14 protein-coding genes are annotated in these 16,872 nt (G+C 52.9%); 12 read left to right on the top strand and 2 right to left on the bottom strand.

Translation table 11 applies throughout. The features are described 5' to 3' along the window. Complete coding sequence (locus tag ACXADJ_RS06970) at positions 1-747, top strand: S-methyl-5'-thioinosine phosphorylase (protein ID WP_475064266.1); 747 nt, start codon at positions 1-3, stop codon at positions 745-747. 104 nt (positions 748-851) lie between these two features. Here ACXADJ_RS06970 and ACXADJ_RS06965 read toward each other — a convergent pair whose 3' ends face one another. Both ACXADJ_RS06965 and mfd read right to left on the bottom strand, forming a co-directional pair. Then, complete coding sequence (locus ACXADJ_RS06965; protein ID WP_475064265.1) at positions 852-1,928, bottom strand: CsiV family protein; 1,077 nt, start codon at positions 1,926-1,928, stop codon at positions 852-854. A gap of 3 nt (positions 1,929-1,931) precedes the next feature. Then, the gene (gene mfd / locus ACXADJ_RS06960) at positions 1,932-5,387 is read right to left on the bottom strand and encodes a transcription-repair coupling factor (RefSeq protein ID WP_475064264.1); all 3,456 of its coding nucleotides are present in this window, start codon (positions 5,385-5,387) and stop codon (positions 1,932-1,934) included. Between the two features lie 809 nt (positions 5,388-6,196). Here mfd and ACXADJ_RS06955 point away from each other — a divergent pair. The 11 genes from ACXADJ_RS06955 to ACXADJ_RS06905 all read left to right on the top strand — a co-directional run bounded on the left by ACXADJ_RS06955 (position 6,197) and on the right by ACXADJ_RS06905 (position 16,849). Then, positions 6,197-7,645, top strand: coding sequence for a glyceraldehyde-3-phosphate dehydrogenase (locus ACXADJ_RS06955; protein ID WP_475064263.1), 1,449 nt, complete (start codon positions 6,197-6,199; stop codon positions 7,643-7,645). Between the two features lie 388 nt (positions 7,646-8,033). Further along, entirely contained in the window at positions 8,034-9,368 is a 1,335-nt protein-coding gene (locus ACXADJ_RS06950) for a Na(+)-translocating NADH-quinone reductase subunit A (RefSeq protein WP_475064262.1), read from the top strand. 2 nt (positions 9,369-9,370) lie between these two features. Continuing rightward, positions 9,371-10,582, top strand: a complete 1,212-nt coding sequence (locus tag ACXADJ_RS06945; protein ID WP_028292902.1) for an NADH:ubiquinone reductase (Na(+)-transporting) subunit B — start codon at positions 9,371-9,373, stop codon at positions 10,580-10,582. Then, positions 10,572-11,378, top strand: a complete 807-nt coding sequence (locus tag ACXADJ_RS06940) for a Na(+)-translocating NADH-quinone reductase subunit C (RefSeq protein ID WP_028292901.1) — start codon at positions 10,572-10,574, stop codon at positions 11,376-11,378. Before ACXADJ_RS06945 ends, ACXADJ_RS06940 begins: the two co-directional genes overlap by 11 nt. Before the next feature lie 2 nt (positions 11,379-11,380). After that, entirely contained in the window at positions 11,381-12,043 is a 663-nt protein-coding gene (locus tag ACXADJ_RS06935; RefSeq protein WP_028292900.1) for an NADH:ubiquinone reductase (Na(+)-transporting) subunit D, read from the top strand. Further along, positions 12,040-12,657 carry an NADH:ubiquinone reductase (Na(+)-transporting) subunit E gene (nqrE, locus tag ACXADJ_RS06930; RefSeq protein ID WP_245582623.1) on the top strand — a complete coding sequence of 206 codons (618 nt, stop codon included), beginning with the start codon at positions 12,040-12,042 and terminating at the stop codon, positions 12,655-12,657. Before ACXADJ_RS06935 ends, nqrE begins: the two co-directional genes overlap by 4 nt. Before the next feature lie 12 nt (positions 12,658-12,669). After that, on the top strand, positions 12,670-13,893 hold the full coding sequence (nqrF, locus tag ACXADJ_RS06925) for an NADH:ubiquinone reductase (Na(+)-transporting) subunit F (protein WP_028292898.1): 1,224 nt from the start codon (positions 12,670-12,672) through the stop codon (positions 13,891-13,893). A gap of 201 nt (positions 13,894-14,094) precedes the next feature. Then, on the top strand, positions 14,095-15,273 hold the full coding sequence (locus ACXADJ_RS06920; protein ID WP_475064261.1) for an acyl-CoA desaturase: 1,179 nt from the start codon (positions 14,095-14,097) through the stop codon (positions 15,271-15,273). 142 nt (positions 15,274-15,415) lie between these two features. Beyond that, a complete protein-coding gene (locus ACXADJ_RS06915; protein ID WP_475064260.1) occupies positions 15,416-16,087 on the top strand; it encodes an SDR family oxidoreductase in 672 nt (223 codons plus the stop codon). A gap of 31 nt (positions 16,088-16,118) precedes the next feature. After that, on the top strand, positions 16,119-16,493 hold the full coding sequence (locus tag ACXADJ_RS06910; RefSeq protein WP_475064259.1) for a hypothetical protein: 375 nt from the start codon (positions 16,119-16,121) through the stop codon (positions 16,491-16,493). A 26-nt stretch (positions 16,494-16,519) separates the two neighbouring features. Next, on the top strand, positions 16,520-16,849 hold the full coding sequence (locus tag ACXADJ_RS06905) for a hypothetical protein (protein ID WP_028292894.1): 330 nt from the start codon (positions 16,520-16,522) through the stop codon (positions 16,847-16,849). The last annotated feature ends 23 nt before the right edge of the window (positions 16,850-16,872 follow it).

Raw genomic sequence — 16,872 nt, 5'->3', positions numbered from 1 at the left:
ATGGCGTTTAATCGCATTGGCATTATTGGTGGTACTGGTCTGACTCGTTTGGAAGGCCCGCACATCACCCAATCCCATGACATCAATACCGTTCTCGGCACGCCTTCCAGCGCGGTACAGGAAGGCACCTGGCAAGGCAAACCGGTGTTGTTTTTGGCTCGCCATGGCCACCCGCATGCGGTGCCACCCCATAAGGTTAACTATCGGGCCAATCTGCTGGCACTGCAGGAAACCGGGGCTGAGGCCATTATTGCTGTGAACGCGGTGGGCGGTATTCACGCGGACATGGGGGCTGGTGCCATTGTGATTCCGGACCAGTTGGTCGATCTGACCTGGGGCCGCGAAAGCACCTTCTTTGATGGTGCCTACAAGCCGCTGGAGCACATCGATTTTACCGATCCTTTTGATGCCACACTGCGCAAAGCATTGCTTGCAGCGGCCAAGGATATTGCGCTCGATGTACTGGATTTTGGTGTGGTGGGTGTCACTCAGGGGCCGCGTTTGGAAACCACGGCGGAAATCAACCACATGGAGCGCATCGGGTGTGATCTGGTGGGTATGACCAGTATGCCTGAAGCGGTGCTGGCCAGAGAGCTGGGTATTCCATATGCCAGTATTTGTCTGGTGGTTAACCCGGCTGCCGGTCGCAGTGACGCAGAGATCACCATGGAAGACATTCGGCGTGTGTTGGATGGCGGAATGGGCCAGGTGCGTGACCTCATTGCTGCGGTTCTGCCGCGCCTTTGATGTTATTCAGGATGGGGCAGTCCCTAGGGGCCCGCAACAAAAAGCCCCGGTTATTCAAGTGAATAACCGGGGCTTTTTCGTTTCCGGGCCGTGATTAGCGCGAATCAGTTCGTTTGCTTCGTTGTCGCTGTATTAGCCGTCGTATTTGCAGTGGTCGAGGTTGAGGCAGCTGATGTAGACAGGGGCTCGGTTGCTGGCTCAGGCATTTCTACCTCTGGCACGTCGATTGGCGTCAGCTGGATCACGACGCCCAGCATTGGGTGGTCGAGGTAGTGCAGCTCGTTGGATCGCATACGGCGCGCCAGTTTGACGTGTGCTGCGCGAACCGGATAGCGGCCATCAATTTTTAGCGCCTGTTGCAGTGTCGGTTGGTTGGCTAGCAGGGATAATTCCAGCTCGCTGGGCTGCTGAGCGGGGTTGGCGGAAGGATGCGGAATCGACGCGGCATTGATGCCCGGAGCCTGCGTGGTGGTGTTTTGCATTGGCAATTCACCGGCGGCGTTGGCAATAAGGCTGTTTTCGCTGCTGAGTGCGATGACGTCGCCATTGGCGGATTCAATTTGCTGCAACACCGGCTCTTCAGGCATTTGCTCGCTGAGGTGTTGAACGTACAGGTCGGTGGTGATGTGCAGGTAGCGGCTCAGGTACAGGCTAAAAGTACCTTCAACCTTGATTTCCGGCTCGCCCGGCAGCGAGATGCTGACAGGGTGGCGGATTTCACCGGCTTCCGGTTGCACGGCTTCGATCCAGCGCTGATGCCAGATAACACTCATATCGCCTTGCGGGTCGATACGGCTGGCTTCGCGTTCCAGCATGCGTTCAGTCAGTACGCCGTAGGGCAGGGAGTGGCTCTCGGCGGCGTAATAGCCAAGCGGCAAACTGGCCAGCCAGGCGTCGAGCCACTGCTGCTGTCGGTACAGCTGTTGTAGTGCATCGGGCTGTCGGGATGGCTGACTGAGCAAATGCATGGGCGTGGATGCAGGTTCAATCCATTGCTCCCAGTGTTCGCCGTCAATGGATGTGGTGTTCTTGTAGGCAACCAGCATCATTTCGACTTCGTACCAATGGTCGCCGAACAAGGCGTTTTGGGCCTCTGCCTGATTCATCAGCAGTTGATTACCGAGCACTCCGGCGGCCAAAGTCAGGCAGCCACGGCTGAGCAGGCGGGAAAGGGGCTTCACGGATCAGAGTTCCTTTTGCAGTTCGGTCAAAACCTGTTCGATAACAGTAAATCGGCGGTCGATGGTGTCCATATTGAAGTAGAAACGCAAGGTGTGTCCGCCTTCCAGTTTGTAGCTGGCCGGTTTGGTTTGTACCAGTTTCACCAGTGTGAATGGATTGATGTTGGTGTCGGCACTGAAATCCAGCTTGCCAGACTCGGTACCGGCGTCGAGTTTGGCAATGCCCATTGGCGTGAGTTTCAATTTCAGTGAGGTTTGTCGGAACAGGTTCTTGACCTGATCTGGTAGCAGGCCGAAGCGGTCGATCATTTCGACTTGCAGCTCGCGCAGTTCGTTGTCGGTTTCGCAGTTGGCCATGCGCTTGTAGAGAGTCAGGCGGCTGTTTACGTCAGGCAGATAGTCGTCTGGAATCAACGCAGGCATGTGCAGGTTGACGTCTGCGGTTTGCCTTGGCGTCAGGTTGTCTGATGGTATTTTGCCAGAACGCATGGCTTTAACCGCCTGATCCAGCATTTCCATGTACAGGGTAAAGCCAATGGTTTCGATCTGGCCGCTTTGCTCGTCGCCCAGCAGTTCACCGGCACCTCGAATTTCCAGATCGTGTGTGGCCAGCATAAATCCGGCACCCAGGTCCTGAGAGGCTGAAATGGCTTCCAGGCGCTTTTCGGCGTCTTTGGTCATGGTCTTCGGCGGTGGCGTCAGCAAGTAGGCATAAGCCTGGTGGTGGGATCGACCAACACGGCCACGCAACTGGTGCAGCTGAGCCAGGCCAAATTTATCCGCGCGGTTAATGATGATGGTGTTGGCGGACGGAATGTCGATACCGGTCTCAATGATGGTGGTACATACCAGCACGTTAAAACGCTTGTGGTAGAAATCGCTCATCACGCTTTCCAGTTCACGTTCAGACATCTGGCCATGGGCAACAACGACCCGGGCCTCTGGCACCAGTTCATCCAGGTCGCGAGCGACTTTCTCGATGGTTTTGACTTCGTTGTGCAGGTAATACAGCTGACCACCACGAAGAATTTCCCGCAGCATGGCTTCCTTGATGGCGGCATCGTCGTATTGGCGCACGAAGGTTTTCACACTCAGGCGTTTTGCTGGCGGCGTGGCGATGATCGACAGGTCGCGGATACTGGCCATAGCCATGTTGAGCGTACGTGGGATTGGCGTGGCGGTAAGGGTGAGGATGTCGACCTCGGCGCGCAGGGATTTGATGCGTTCTTTCTGTTGCACACCAAAGCGGTGTTCTTCATCGATGATCAGCAATCCCAAGTGCTCGAACTTGACGTCTTTCTGCAGCAGCTTGTGGGTGCCGACCACAATATCGGTTTTGCCCTCGATCATTCGGTCAAGGGCTTGCTGGGTTTCCTTGGCGGATTTAAAGCGGGATAACACATCCACTTTTACCGGCCATTCTGCGAAGCGGTCGGCAAAGTTCTGGTAGTGCTGTTGAGCCAACAGGGTGGTTGGCACCAGCACGGCCACTTGCTTGCCGCTTTGTACGGCCATAAAGGCTGCGCGCATGGCCACTTCGGTTTTACCAAAGCCCACATCACCACACACCAGACGGTCCATTGGCCGCGGTGAGGTCATGTCGTCGATGACAGCGTCAATGGCGGCCTGCTGATCCGGTGTTTCTTCGTACGGGAATCCCGCCGCAAAGCGCTCGTATTCTTCATCCGGGCCATTGAAGGCGAAGCCTTTGCGGGCCTCGCGGCGGGCATAGATATCGAGCAGTTCGGCGGCGGTGTCGCGGATTTTCTCAGCGGCCTTGCGTTTCGCTTGCTCCCACTTATCGGTGCCCAGTTTGCTGATGGGGACCGCGCCGTCTTCGGCACCACCGTAGCGGGAAATCAGGTGCAGCGAGGATACCGGCACATAGAGCTTGCTGGCGCTGGCGTATTCCAGTACCAGGAATTCATTGGTTTGACCGCCAGCGTCCAGTGCTTGCAAGCCCATGTAGCGGCCGATGCCGTGGTCGAGGTGGACCACCGGTGCGCCTTCTTTTAATTCGGTCAGGTCACGAATAACGTTATCGGCGTCGGTCTTTTGTTTGGCGCGACGACGGGTCTGTCGGATGCGCTGGCCAAACAACTCGTTTTCGGTGATCAGTGCCAGTGGCTGTTCGCCGTTAATCTGCACGCCTTGCGACAGTGGCGCAATGGTCAGTAGTAAGGTCTTGTTGGCGGTTTGGGCTTCGCTCCAGCCTGCGACTTCTTGCGGATTAACCTTGATGCGACCAAGCAACTCGCGCAGCGCTTCACGGCGACCGGCGGATTCGGCACAGAATACCGTACGGGTGTTCGGGTTCTGGTCGAGCCAGATTTTCAGTCGTTGCAGCGGCTGTTCCAGACGGGAGTCGGTGCTGATGTCCGGCAAGGCTTCGGTATCAAATGCCATGGCTCCGGCGCGGTCGGGCAGTTCATCGCTGTGCCACTGTACGCGTGGGTATTCATTTAATTTGCTGAACAGCTGCTCGTTGGCGAGAAACAATTCGCCGGGCGCCAGGATGGGCCGGGTGCGGTCATAACGACGACTTTCATATCGCTCTTCGACGTCTTTGCGGAACTGCCTGGCAGCCAGCTCCATGCGTTCGTCATTAAAGATGAGCGTATTGGCTGGTAGGTGATCAAAGAAATTGCCCAGCTCTTCGGCAAAGAAAAGCGGCAAGTAGTATTCGATACCCGCGGGTGCGATGCCCTGGGAGATGTCCATATAAATGGAGCAGTCGTTGGGGTTTTGCTCGAAGAAGTCAAACCAGCGGTTTTTAAATAGCTTGATGGCGGTGGTATTCAGCGGGAATTCCCGGGCAGGCAAGATCCGAATGCTGTCGGTCTTTTCCAACGTGCGCTGAGTATCGGGATCAAAGGTACGCAAGGTTTCGATTTCGTCGTCGAACAGGTCAATGCGAAACGGTTGTTCCTGGCCCATTGGGAAAATATCGACAATCGCGCCGCGTACGGCGAATTCACCGTGTTCATAAACGGTATCGACACAGTGGTAGCCGGCTGCTTCGAGCTTCAAACGGGTTTTATCAACGTCGAAGTTCTGGCCGATATCCAGTGCGAAGCTCTGACCATCAAAAAAGCTGTCTGGTGGCAGTTTTTGCAGCAGGGTAGCGATAGGAATGATCAGAATGCCGTCGCGGCTTTCCTGCAATTGGTTCAGGGTCGCAATGCGCTGGGAGATGATGTCCTGGTGGGGAGAAAAGACATCGTAGGGCAGTGTTTCCCAGTCAGGGAATAACATTACCTGCGTTTGTTCGGCAAAAAAGCCGAGCTCTTCTTCCAGTTGCAGTGCTGCGCTGGTGTCGGTGGTGATGATCAGGGTCAGGCCGGAGTGGTTTTGCGCTGCCGCGGCAATGGCCATCGCCAGACTGCTGCCGTTGAGGTTTCCCCAAAAGCGTCGTTCAGCAGCTTTAACAGGGAGTTCCGGGGTGATGGGACTGATCATTCATGCTCCGTATTGGATAAATCCGTAGGGCGAGCAGTGTAATCAATGCCAGCGTAACTGTCACAAGGGCAGGGGTAGTTAAAGCGCGTAGTTAGTAGATGGTGTTTGGTTTCCGTGAAGATTTTCAGAGGTTGCTCGAAATTGCGGTTGCTTGAGTGGATACGTATTCCGGTTTTGCATGGGATTCTTGCCACTTTTATTGGTTTTTTGCTGACTTTCGTCGAAGGACAGCCGAAAGTCGGTCAGGAAATGACGTGCCAACTGGGTAAGTTTTTGAAACTCACTGATTTCGAGGTTGGAAATTTACAACAATTCAAGACAGTGGGACGTTGAGATGGAAATCGTAAATAGCGGGGCTTTTGCGGCGATGGATTGTTCTTCGTGGGGCTGGGTATTGATGGGCTCGGATTGATTTTCTCTGATTACGCTCTGGAATGGATAAAACAGCACGATTCAAACAGATTTCCAGGGCGTATGTTTCGCTTTTCTCGTTTTATTTGGGTGATTACCAAACAGTGCTGACTGTGCTTTGATCGATTGTTCTTCCACTCCGGTTTTTAATGTTGCGTTTTTGAAGGTGCTGGTTGCTTCGTGCTTGTCTGGCTTTTCCGTTTGTGTACGTGGCTTTGACATAACGGATCGAATGCACGAGATGTGACAAATGTACGTAATGTTTCATATTTATGGCTGAAAAAGTCGTGATTTTCTTACCTTTCAGACTTGCAATTTATGCTGTTTGTGATTAGGGAGTCATCCGTGCATAATCCCCGCCTCGTGACCAAGAGCGAAAATTTTAGGAAGGTTTGCCCGTGACCCAAGATATGCGTGACACCTGTTTGCACGATTGGACAGAACGCGAAGCGATTGCTGAATCCATGATCCCTGTTATTGGCGGTTTGTACCGTAACCGTAACGTGATCACTTCTCTGTATGGCCGTGCGATTATCAATCGCTCTGTTATCGAGATCATGAAAGCGCACCGTTTTGTTCGTCATATCGAGAACGAAGAAATCTCTGTACAGGATACGTTCCCGATCCTGCAGGTGCTGTCTGAACTGGACGTTAACAGCATTCACGTGGATATCGGCCGTCTGGCTGTTAAATTCCGCAAGCAAGGCGAAGGCCGTGAGCTGCGTCAGTTCGTAATTGATGAACTGGGTGATGCAGTTGGTCAGCCAGAAAACTTTGGTGAGAACCGCGACGTAGTTCTGTACGGCTTCGGTCGTATCGGTCGTCTGCTGGCTCGTATCCTGGTTGAAAAATCCGGTGCTGGTAAAGCCCTGAACCTGCGCGCCATTGTGGTTCGTCGTGGTAAAGGCAACGATCTGGAAAAGCGTGCCAGCCTGCTGCGTCGTGACTCCATTCACGGCACTTTCCGTGGCACTGTGACCATTGATGAAGAAAACGAAGCGCTGATCGCTAACGGTAACTACATCAAGATCATCTACGCCAACAACCCGGCCGAGATTGATTACAGCCAGTACGGTATCAACAATGCTCTGGTGATTGATAACACCGGCGTATGGCGTGACGAAGATGGCCTGGGCCAGCACCTGAAGAGCAAAGGTGTTTCCAAGGTGCTGCTGACTGCACCTGGCAAAGGCGACATCAAGAACATCGTATACGGCATCAATCACAGCGATATCGATGCGGCTGACACTATCCTGTCTGCGGCGTCCTGTACTACCAACGCCATCACTCCAGTATTGAAAGTGATGAACGATGAGTACGGTATCAAGAATGGTCACGTTGAGACCGTTCACTCCTACACCAACGACCAGAACCTGATCGACAACTACCACAACGGTGACCGTCGTGGCCGTTCTGCGCCGCTGAACATGGTTATTACCGAGACGGGTGCCGCCAAGGCCGTTGCCAAGGCTCTGCCAGAGCTGAAAGGCAAGCTGACCGGTAACGCCATCCGTGTTCCAACTCCAAACGTTTCCATGGCGATTCTGTCTTTGAATCTGTCCCGTGACGTTTCTGTTGAAGAAGTAAACGACTATCTGCGCAACATGTCCCTGAACTCGGACGTGCAGCGTCAGATCGACTGGGTTAACAGCCCGGAAGTGGTATCTACCGATTTCGTTGGCAACAGCCACGCGGGTATCGTTGATGCCAAGGCAACAATTGTAAATGGCGAGCACGTCAACCTGTACGTCTGGTACGACAATGAGTACGGCTACAGCCGTCAGGTAGTCCGCATTGCACACCAGCTTTGTGGCGTTGAGTATCCGACGTATCCGGCTCGCGGTTAATCCGCCAGCCAATCGGGTTGGTTTCACTGGCAATGGCTGGTGAAATCAACTCAACAATCCGGTTCCTGTGACCAAGGCGGCCGGATTGTACTCTTCTTGAACAACTCTGTTTTTACCCTCCTTGTATGCCGTCCTGGCATGGTTAATTGCCCCATAAGTATGGGCTTTCGAGCTGTTACACAACTGGATTATTGCGACACTCGCCACTATACTTAGCGCCGATTCCAAACTTAGTAAACTTAGCAAACGAGTATCCAAGTGCTTGTTTCCCATATAAAAACAGTTTTAACGCATAGCAACGTCCGGATCGCGTAAGCGACTTCCGGGGCAATTGTGCGTCCGTTTTATGGGAGCTGTACTCTGGTACCCATGTGATTAGGCGAGGCATATGATCAAAATTAAAAAAGGTCTCGACTTACCCATCACTGGAACTCCTGAGCAAACCATTACGTCTGGCCAAGCTGTAAAGTGCGTAGCACTGTTGGGCGAAGACTACGTTGGTATGAAGCCAACAATGGTTGTTCGGGAAGGTGATCGGGTTAAGAAGGGGCAAGTCCTATTTACTGACAAGAAGACAGAAGGTGTTCAATACACCGCGCCAGCTGCGGGCATCGTGAAAGCGGTGAATCGTGGTGAAAAGCGTAAATTCCTGTCTATCGTGATCGAGCTTGATGGCACCGAGGAAGAAACGTTCGCCAGCTACAGTGCTGACAAACTGTCTTCTCTCTCTGCTGCAGAGGTTCAGGACAATCTGGTTAACTCCGGCTTGTGGACCACGCTGCGCACCCGTCCTTACTCCAAGGTTCCCGCTCTGGGTTCCACTCCGGCAGCCATTTTCGTTAATGCCATGGATACCAATCCACTGGCGGCCAACCCGGAAGTAATCATTGCCGAACAGGCAGAAGCCTTCAAAAACGGTCTGCAGGTGCTGAAGCGTCTGACCGAAGGCAAGCTGTATGTTTGTAAGGCAAACGGTGCCAATGTTCCGGCTGCAGGTGTCGAAACGACTGAAGAGTTCGAAGGTGCTCATCCGGCAGGTCTGGCAGGTACTCACATCCATTATCTGCATCCAGTCAGTGAAAATCGTACTGTATGGACCGTAAACTATCAGGACGTGATCGCCATTGGTGTTCTGTTTACGACGGGTATGTTGTACAACGAGCGCGTTGTTGCTTTGGCAGGTCCTCAGGTTAAGGAACCTCGTCTGGTTCGTACCCTGCAAGGTGCATCCCTGACCGATCTGACTACCGGCGAGCTGGCGGATGGTGATAACCGTCTGATTTCCGGTTCTGTATTTGGTGGTCGTACGGCGGCAGATGCTGAAGCTTTCCTGGGTCGCTTCCATAACCAGGTCAGTGTTCTGCGTGAAGGTCGTGAGCGTCCAATGCTGCACTACCTGACGCCGGGTGCAAGTCGCTTCTCTGTGATGCCGATTTACATCTCCAAATTGATGAGCAAGGCTTTCCCTTTCAGCACTTCTACCAACGGTAGTGAGCGTGCCATGGTGCCGGTTGGCGCTTATGAAAAGGTGATGCCGCTGGACATTCTGCCAACTCAGCTGCTGCGTGCACTGATCGTGGAAGACATGGAGTCAGCAATCAACCTTGGCGCGTTGGAACTGGACGAGGAAGATCTGGCCCTGTGCAGCTTTGTCTGCCCTGGCAAGTATGAGTACGGTCCGATCCTGCGCAAGAATCTCACTCGAATCGAGGCGGAGGGTTAATCATGGGTTTGCGTACTGTTCTTGATAATCTCGAACCACATTTTGTGAAAGGCGGTAAGTGGGAAAAAATGTACCCACTGTACGAAGCCATTGATACCGGCTTGTATTCCCCGCCAAGCGTAACCAACAACACAGCTCACGTGCGTGACGGCATCGACCTGAAGCGCATCATGATCACTGTGTGGTTGTGTACTTTCCCGGCCATGTTCTTCGGTATGTACAACATTGGTCTGCAGGCGAACGAAGCCATTGCAGCCGGTGCCGGTACGGCGATTGAAGGCTGGCGTGAATGGCTGATCGCCCTGTTGGGAGGTGCTGGCCACGATGCTTCCAGTCTCTGGGATAACTTTGTCTTTGGTGCTGCCTACTTCCTGCCTGTGTATGCCACTACCTTTATTGTGGGTGGTTTCTGGGAAGTGCTGTTTGCCACCATTCGTCGCCACGAAGTGAACGAAGGCTTCTTCGTTACCTCGATCCTGTTCTCACTGACGCTGCCGCCAAGTATCCCGCTGTGGCAGGTTGCCCTGGGTATTTCCTTCGGTGTGGTTGTTGGTAAGGAAATCTTCGGTGGTACTGGTAAGAACTTCCTGAACCCTGCACTGACTGGTCGTGCTTTCCTGTTCTTCGCTTACCCGGCCAACATGTCTGGTAACGCAGTATGGACTGCGGCTGATGGTTACACGGGTGCTACCGCTCTGGGTAACGCAGCCGAAGGTGGCGTACAAGCCATCATCGACGGCGGTGTTCAGTGGATGGATGCTTTCCTGGGTACTGTACAAGGCTCCATGGGTGAAACCAGCACGCTGGCAATCCTGATCGGTGGTGCTGTACTGATGACCATGAACATTGCTTCCTGGCGCATCGTTGCCGGTGTTTTCGGTGGTATGGTTGCTACCAGCCTGCTGTTGAACGCTGTTGGCTCTGACACTAACCCGATGTTTGCGATGCCTTGGTACTGGCACCTGGTAGTGGGCGGTTTCGCGTTCGGCATGATCTTCATGGCGACCGATCCGGTATCTGCTTCCATGACCAACAAGGGCAAGTTCGTATTCGGTGCTCTGATCGGCTTTATGGTGATCATGATTCGTGTGATCAACCCGGCATTCCCAGAGGGCATGATGCTGGCAATTCTGTTCGCCAACCTGTTCTCGCCGCTGATCGACCACTTCGTAGTACAGGCAAACATCAAGCGGAGGATCGCACGTGTCAGCTAATAACGACAGCATTCAAAAAACCCTGCTGGTCGCTGTACTGCTGTGTCTGGTGTGTTCGGTTATCGTAGCCGGCGCCGCGGTAGGTCTGCGTCCTCAGCAAAATGAAAACAAGGCGAACGACAAACGTGCCGCTGTTCTGCAAGCTGCTGGCTTGTACGATGCGTCACAGTCCATCGCTTCCCAGTTTGAAGACAAAATCACCACTCGTATCGTTAATGTCAAAGAAAACCGCTTTGCCACTGACGCCGAGATGGCAGAACTGAAAACGGCGGGTCTGATTGACCAGTACGGTGTTTTCAACCAGCAGAAGTCGGCCAAAATGCCGGAATTCTCCAACGCGCTGCCAGGTGATGAAGACATCGCCAGCATCAAGCGTCTGGAAGATTTCGCTGCGGTCTACATCGTTGGTGACGAAAACAACATCGACAAGATCATCCTGCCGGTTCACGGCTACGGTCTGTGGTCTACCCTGTACGGCTTCCTGGCTCTGGAAGGCGACATGGATACCATCGTTGGTCTGGGTTTCTACTCTCATGCAGAAACGCCAGGACTGGGTGGTGAAGTAGACAATCCCAAGTGGAAAGCACAGTGGGTTGGCAAGGAAGTCTTCGATAAAGACGGCGACATTGCCATTACTGTAGTGAAGGGCGGTGCTCAGCCTGGTAACCCATATCAGGTAGACGGCCTGTCTGGTGCAACACTGACCAGCCGTGGTGTCGACAACCTGGTTCGTTTCTGGGTTGGCAGCAAGGGCTTTGGCGGCCTGCTGGATAATCTGAAAGGACAGGGGGCCTGATCATGTCATCTATCAAGCAAGTTTTAACTGAACCGCTTTTCAGCAAAAACCCGATTGCTGTACAGATTCTGGGTATTTGTTCTGCTCTGGCGGTAACAACCAGCATGAACGTAACCCTGGTTATGTGTCTGGCACTGACCTCGGTAACTGCGTTTTCCAACTTTGGTGTTGCGCTGATCCGTAACCACATCCCGAACAATATTCGAATCATCGTACAGATGATCATTATTGCCTCGTTGGTGATCGTGGTTGACCAGATCCTGAAAGCCTATGCCTATGACATTTCCAAGCAGCTGTCGGTATTCGTTGGTCTGATTATTACCAACTGTATCGTAATGGGCCGTGCGGAAGCGTTTGCGATGAAGAACGGTCCGGTACTGAGCTTCTTCGACGGTATTGGTAACGGTCTGGGCTACTCTGTGTTGCTGATCTTTGTTGCTTTCTTCCGTGAGCTGTTCGGTGCAGGCAAGCTGTTCGGTATCGAGATCCTGCCTCTGGTTACCGATGGTGGCTGGTATCAGGCTAACGGTCTGCTGCTGCTGCCGCCGTCTGCATTCTTCATTATTGGTGGTTTCATCTGGCTGCTGCGTACCTGGAAAAAAGAACAGGTTGAAGCACCAGACTTCAAGATTCTGCCAAACACTGAACACTCTGGAGGCCACTGATGGAACACTATATCAGTCTGTTCATTAAGGCCGTGTTCGTTGAAAACATGGCCCTCGCATTCTTCCTGGGGATGTGTACCTTCCTGGCGATTTCCAAGAAGATCGAGACTGCTATTGGTCTGGGTGTTGCGGTAATCGTAGTACTGGGTATTACCACTCCGGTAAACAACCTGATCTACACCGGCCTGCTGAAAGAAGGCGCGCTGACCTGGATCAGCCCGGACTACGCTACCGTTGACCTGAGCTTCCTGGGTCTGCTGACCTACATCGGCGTTATTGCGGCGATGGTTCAGATTCTGGAAATGGTTCTGGATAAATACGTACCGGCTCTGTACAACGCGTTGGGTGTATTCCTGCCTCTGATTACTGTGAACTGCGCCATCATGGGTGCTTCCCTGTTCATGGTAGAGCGTGACTACAATTTCGGTGAAAGTGCGGTATTCGGTGTGGGCGCTGGTCTGGGCTGGGCCCTGGCGATTGCAGCTCTGGCCGGTATTCGTGAAAAGCTGAAGTACAGCGATGTTCCAGCGGGTCTGCAAGGTCTGGGTATTACCTTTATGACCGTTGGTTTGATGTCTCTGGGCTTCATGTCCTTCTCTGGCGTATCACTGTAAGGAGAGCGGATTATGAACGTAGAAATTATTCTCGGCGTTGTGATGTTTACCGTGATCGTACTGTCACTGGTATTCATCATTCTGGGCGCCCGTGCCAAGCTGGTTAGCTCTGGTAACGTAAAAATCCTGATCAACGGTGAGCGTACCGTTGAAACCGAAGCTGGCGGCAAGCTGCTGCAAACCATGGCAGCCAACGGTATCTTCCTGTCCTCCGCTTGCGGTGGTGGTGGTACCTGTGCCCAGTGTAAGTGCAAGGTAACTGATGGTGGTGGTGAAATGCTGCCAACAGAAGCTTCTCACTTCACCAAGGGTGAAGCCCGTGAAGGCTGGCGTTTGTCCTGCCAGACTCCTGTTAAGCAGGACATGGTAGTAGAAGTGCCAGAAGAAGTGTTTGGTGTGAAGAAGTGGGAGACCACCGTTGTTTCCAACCCGAACATGGCAACCTTCATTAAAGAGCTGACTCTGGCTCTGCCAGAAGGCGAAAACGTAGACTTCCGTGCTGGTGGTTACGTTCAGCTGGAGTGTCCTCCATACGAAATCAACTACTCTGATTTCGATATTGAGGAAGAGTACCGCGGTGACTGGGAGCGCTTTGGCTTCTTCGATCTGAAGGCCATTAACAAGGAAACCACCATTCGTGCGTATTCCATGGCCAACTACCCGGAAGAGAAGGGTGTTGTTAAGTTCAACATCCGTATCGCGACTCCGCCTCCAGGTGCCAAGGACATTCCGCCAGGCATCATGTCTTCCTATGTCTTCAATCTGAAGCCGGGCGACAAAGTGACTGTATATGGTCCGTTTGGTGAGTTCTTCGCACGCGACACCGATGCCGAAATGGTATTCATTGGTGGTGGTGCGGGTATGGCGCCTATGCGTTCTCACATCTTCGACCAGCTGAAGCGTTTGAACTCCACCCGTAAGATCAGTTTCTGGTACGGCGCACGTTCCCTGCGTGAACTGTTCTACCAGGATGAGTACGATAAACTGGCGGCTGAAAACGAGAACTTCGAATGGCACGTTGCCATGTCGGACCCTCAGCCAGAAGATAACTGGGACGGTTTGACCGGCTTCATTCACAACGTACTGTACGAACAGTACCTGCGTGATCACGAAGCGCCGGAAGATTGTGAGTACTACATGTGTGGGCCTCCAATCATGAACCAATCCGTAATCAACATGCTGCTGAGCCTGGGTGTTGAACCGGAAAACATCATGCTGGATGACTTCGGCGGTTAATCCCTGAATTCTTCAACATGAAGTGAAAGAGCCGCGCATTGCGCGGCTTTTTTGTGCCCGCTAAAAATCATGGAAGTGTCTGACTGTCCCACGTATTGTTAGCGCTTGATGGCTCGGCTGATCATTGGTTCTGCTATCGTTTTATAAGCAATGCTGGTAAAACGGCCATCATCCGATAATAAACAAAAACAGTGACGATTTATGAAAGAGCACACAAACCCTGACGCTGGCGAGAGTGCCGCAAAATCTGAAAAGCCGCCCATTCACTGGGTGCCGGCCATTATGTTTTCTGCCAGTACGCTGGGCGTTTTGACGCTGGTGCCCTGGTATGGCTTTACCTATGGCTACGAGACGTCCGCCTGGGTCGCCTATCTTGTGATCACCTGGTTGACTGGCATGGCCATTACTGGCGGTTACCACCGTTTGTGGGCCCACAGCGCCTACGAAGCCCATTGGCTGTTGCGTGTCTGGTACGCCTTGTGGGGCGCATCGGCGCTGCAAAACACCATTCTGGAGTGGTCTTCCGGCCACCGCGTGCATCACAAGCATGTGGATGATGTCGACAAGGACCCGTACTCAGCCAAACGCGGTTTGTGGTTTTCCCATATTGGCTGGATGCTGCGTCAGTATCCATCGGGCAAAACGGATCACAAGAACGTCAAGAACCTGATGAGAGATCCGGTGGTGATGTGGCAAGCCAAGTATTACATCTGGATTGTTGCTGCCATGAACATTGGTTTGCCAGTGGTGCTGGGCCTGATCTTCGGTGATGTGTGGGGCATGCTGCTGTTAGCCGGTTTGCTGCGCATGGTGAGTACCCATCATGTGACCTTCTTTATTAACTCCATTGCGCACAAATGGGGCTCCCAGCCGTACACGGACGAAAATACTGCCCGAGATAACTGGTTCTTTTCCATTTTGACTCATGGTGAGGGTTACCATAACTACCACCATATTTTTCAGACTGACTACCGTAACGGTATTCGCTGGTATCACTGGGACCCGACCAAGTGGTTTATCAAGGCGTGTTCATGGGTAGGTTTGGCGTCGAATCTGCGCACCGTGACAGACTTCAAAATTCAGCGTGCCAAAGTCCAGATGCAATTCAAGCGGGCCAAGGAAAATCTGGCCGCTCGTCAATTGCAGGAAGAAGAGCACCAGCGCTGGAGTGACGTGCTGGAACAAGAGTATGAGCACTACAAGGCCATGCTCAACGATTGGAAACACTTGCAGGCTGAGCGCTATGTTGCGACCAAACAAAGCCTGGCCGACAAGTGGGAGGCAGCGGCCATCCGTACCCGATTCAAAGAAATTGAGTACAAGCTGCAAATGCAACACAAGCGCCTGAGTATGCTGGCTTCGGAGCTGGCACCAGCCTGATTTCAGATCAGCTTGTTTATCTCGCAATAAACCGCCCTCGGGCGGTTTATTCGTTTATGGACCTCATGTGGATGGGCCCTGGCGTTGCAGGGGAGTCATTGACTCCGCTAGTATGGCCAGCGAATTTGCAATGGAGCATATTATGCCTACCGTACTGATTACGGGTGCTAATCGTGGCATCGGTTTGGAGCTGGCCCGGGCCTACAGCGAACGGGGTTATCAGGTGTTTGCGGCTTGTCGGGAATCTTCTGATGAGCTGGACGAGCTGGCAGATGCCACCATTTCAGGCATTGATTTGACCAGCGAAGAGTCTGTTGCTGCCTTGCAAGCGATTGCTGCCCAGTTGCTGGATGCGCCACTGGACATCCTGATCAACAACGCCGGTATCTTCAAAAACGAAACCCTCGACGATATGGATTTCGACCAGATTCGTGAGCAGTTTGAAGTCAATGCCCTGGCGCCCTTGTGTGTGACTCATGCGCTGCTGCCTTTGATGGCGGAAGGCGGCAAAGTCGCTAACATCACCAGTCGTATGGGATCGATGGAAGATAACGGCTCTGGCAGTTACTATGGCTACCGTGCTTCCAAGGCTGCTCTCAACGCCATCGGTAAAAGCCTGGCAGTAGACCTTAAGCCTCGTGGTATTGCGGTGGCGCAGTTGCATCCGGGGTTTGTGCAAACCCGTATGGTTAACTTCGCGGGTGATATTTCACCGCAGCAGGCAGCCAGTGGCTTGATGACTCGAATCGATGAGCTGACATTGGAAAACACCGGTGGTTTCTGGCACTCCAATGGCCAGCAACTGCCGTGGTAATCCCAATCTTTGAAAATTACAGGAATACATAATGGCTAACGCCCGTATCACCAAAAAGCACCACACTCGTTTTATCGCTGATTTCTTTGTCGAGTGTATTCAGGACAAAGAATGGGAAGGTAAACTGAAATCTCTGGCTGAAGAAAACAAGGTCGACACCGCTGTTGACGGTTTTCCGGCCGATTTCTTCAAGGCGTTCCCGGAAACGGAAGGCCTGAACCTGCACTACTGCATCGAGCGTATCGAATACGCCGATGTGCCACGCAGCGCTTCTTGCTGGTGGCCAGTGGAAGAGAACACCGCGTACTTCATGGCCTATCCGGCAGACTACCCGAACAGCCAGCTGTTCATGGCCATTGATTTTGATGACTGTGATCACCACGAAGGCTGTGGCCACGACCACTGATTTTTTCAAAGAAGGAACTGCCGCTAATGGACGTTTTTGATATTTTCCAGAACTTCCGTATCAGTGAATCTGAAAGGCTGAGCGGCGAGGCAAAGGGAAAGGCCGTTAATAACGAGATCGATATCAGGGCAATGAGGGACCAGATTGACCATCTGTCTCTGGTGTCAAAGGCGATGTGTGAGCTGTTGGCGGAGATCGGCTTTGACCAATCGATGCTGGAAGCCAAAATTCGTGAAATTGATCTTCGTGATGGCAAATTGGATGGCAAGCTGGAGCAAACAAAGACGTGTCAGGATTGCTCCAGAGTGCTCGCTATGCGCCACGTTCGCTGCCTGTATTGCGGCGCGACGGTCTGATTCAGTCAGTTGTCAGTTTGCCG

The organism is Oceanobacter sp. ABM4_470, assembly GCF_056158645.1.
The sequence above is the reverse complement of the archived record's forward strand: the minus strand, read 5'-3'. Positions and strand labels throughout refer to the sequence as shown.

Excerpts from the sequence above, each read along its gene's own strand:
- ACXADJ_RS06970 (WP_475064266.1), top strand. The coding sequence starts at position 1 with ATGGCGTTTAATCGCATTGGCATTATTGGTGGTACTGGTCTGACTCGT.
- mfd (WP_475064264.1), bottom strand. The coding sequence starts at position 5,387 with ATGATCAGTCCCATCACCCCGGAACTCCCTGTTAAAGCTGCTGAACGA.
- ACXADJ_RS06950 (WP_475064262.1), top strand. The coding sequence starts at position 8,034 with ATGATCAAAATTAAAAAAGGTCTCGACTTACCCATCACTGGAACTCCT.
- ACXADJ_RS06945 (WP_028292902.1), top strand. The coding sequence starts at position 9,371 with ATGGGTTTGCGTACTGTTCTTGATAATCTCGAACCACATTTTGTGAAA.
- ACXADJ_RS06935 (WP_028292900.1), top strand. The coding sequence starts at position 11,381 with ATGTCATCTATCAAGCAAGTTTTAACTGAACCGCTTTTCAGCAAAAAC.
- nqrF (WP_028292898.1), top strand. The coding sequence starts at position 12,670 with ATGAACGTAGAAATTATTCTCGGCGTTGTGATGTTTACCGTGATCGTA.
- ACXADJ_RS06920 (WP_475064261.1), top strand. The coding sequence starts at position 14,095 with ATGAAAGAGCACACAAACCCTGACGCTGGCGAGAGTGCCGCAAAATCT.
- ACXADJ_RS06915 (WP_475064260.1), top strand. The coding sequence starts at position 15,416 with ATGCCTACCGTACTGATTACGGGTGCTAATCGTGGCATCGGTTTGGAG.
- ACXADJ_RS06910 (WP_475064259.1), top strand. The coding sequence starts at position 16,119 with ATGGCTAACGCCCGTATCACCAAAAAGCACCACACTCGTTTTATCGCT.
- ACXADJ_RS06905 (WP_028292894.1), top strand. The coding sequence starts at position 16,520 with ATGGACGTTTTTGATATTTTCCAGAACTTCCGTATCAGTGAATCTGAA.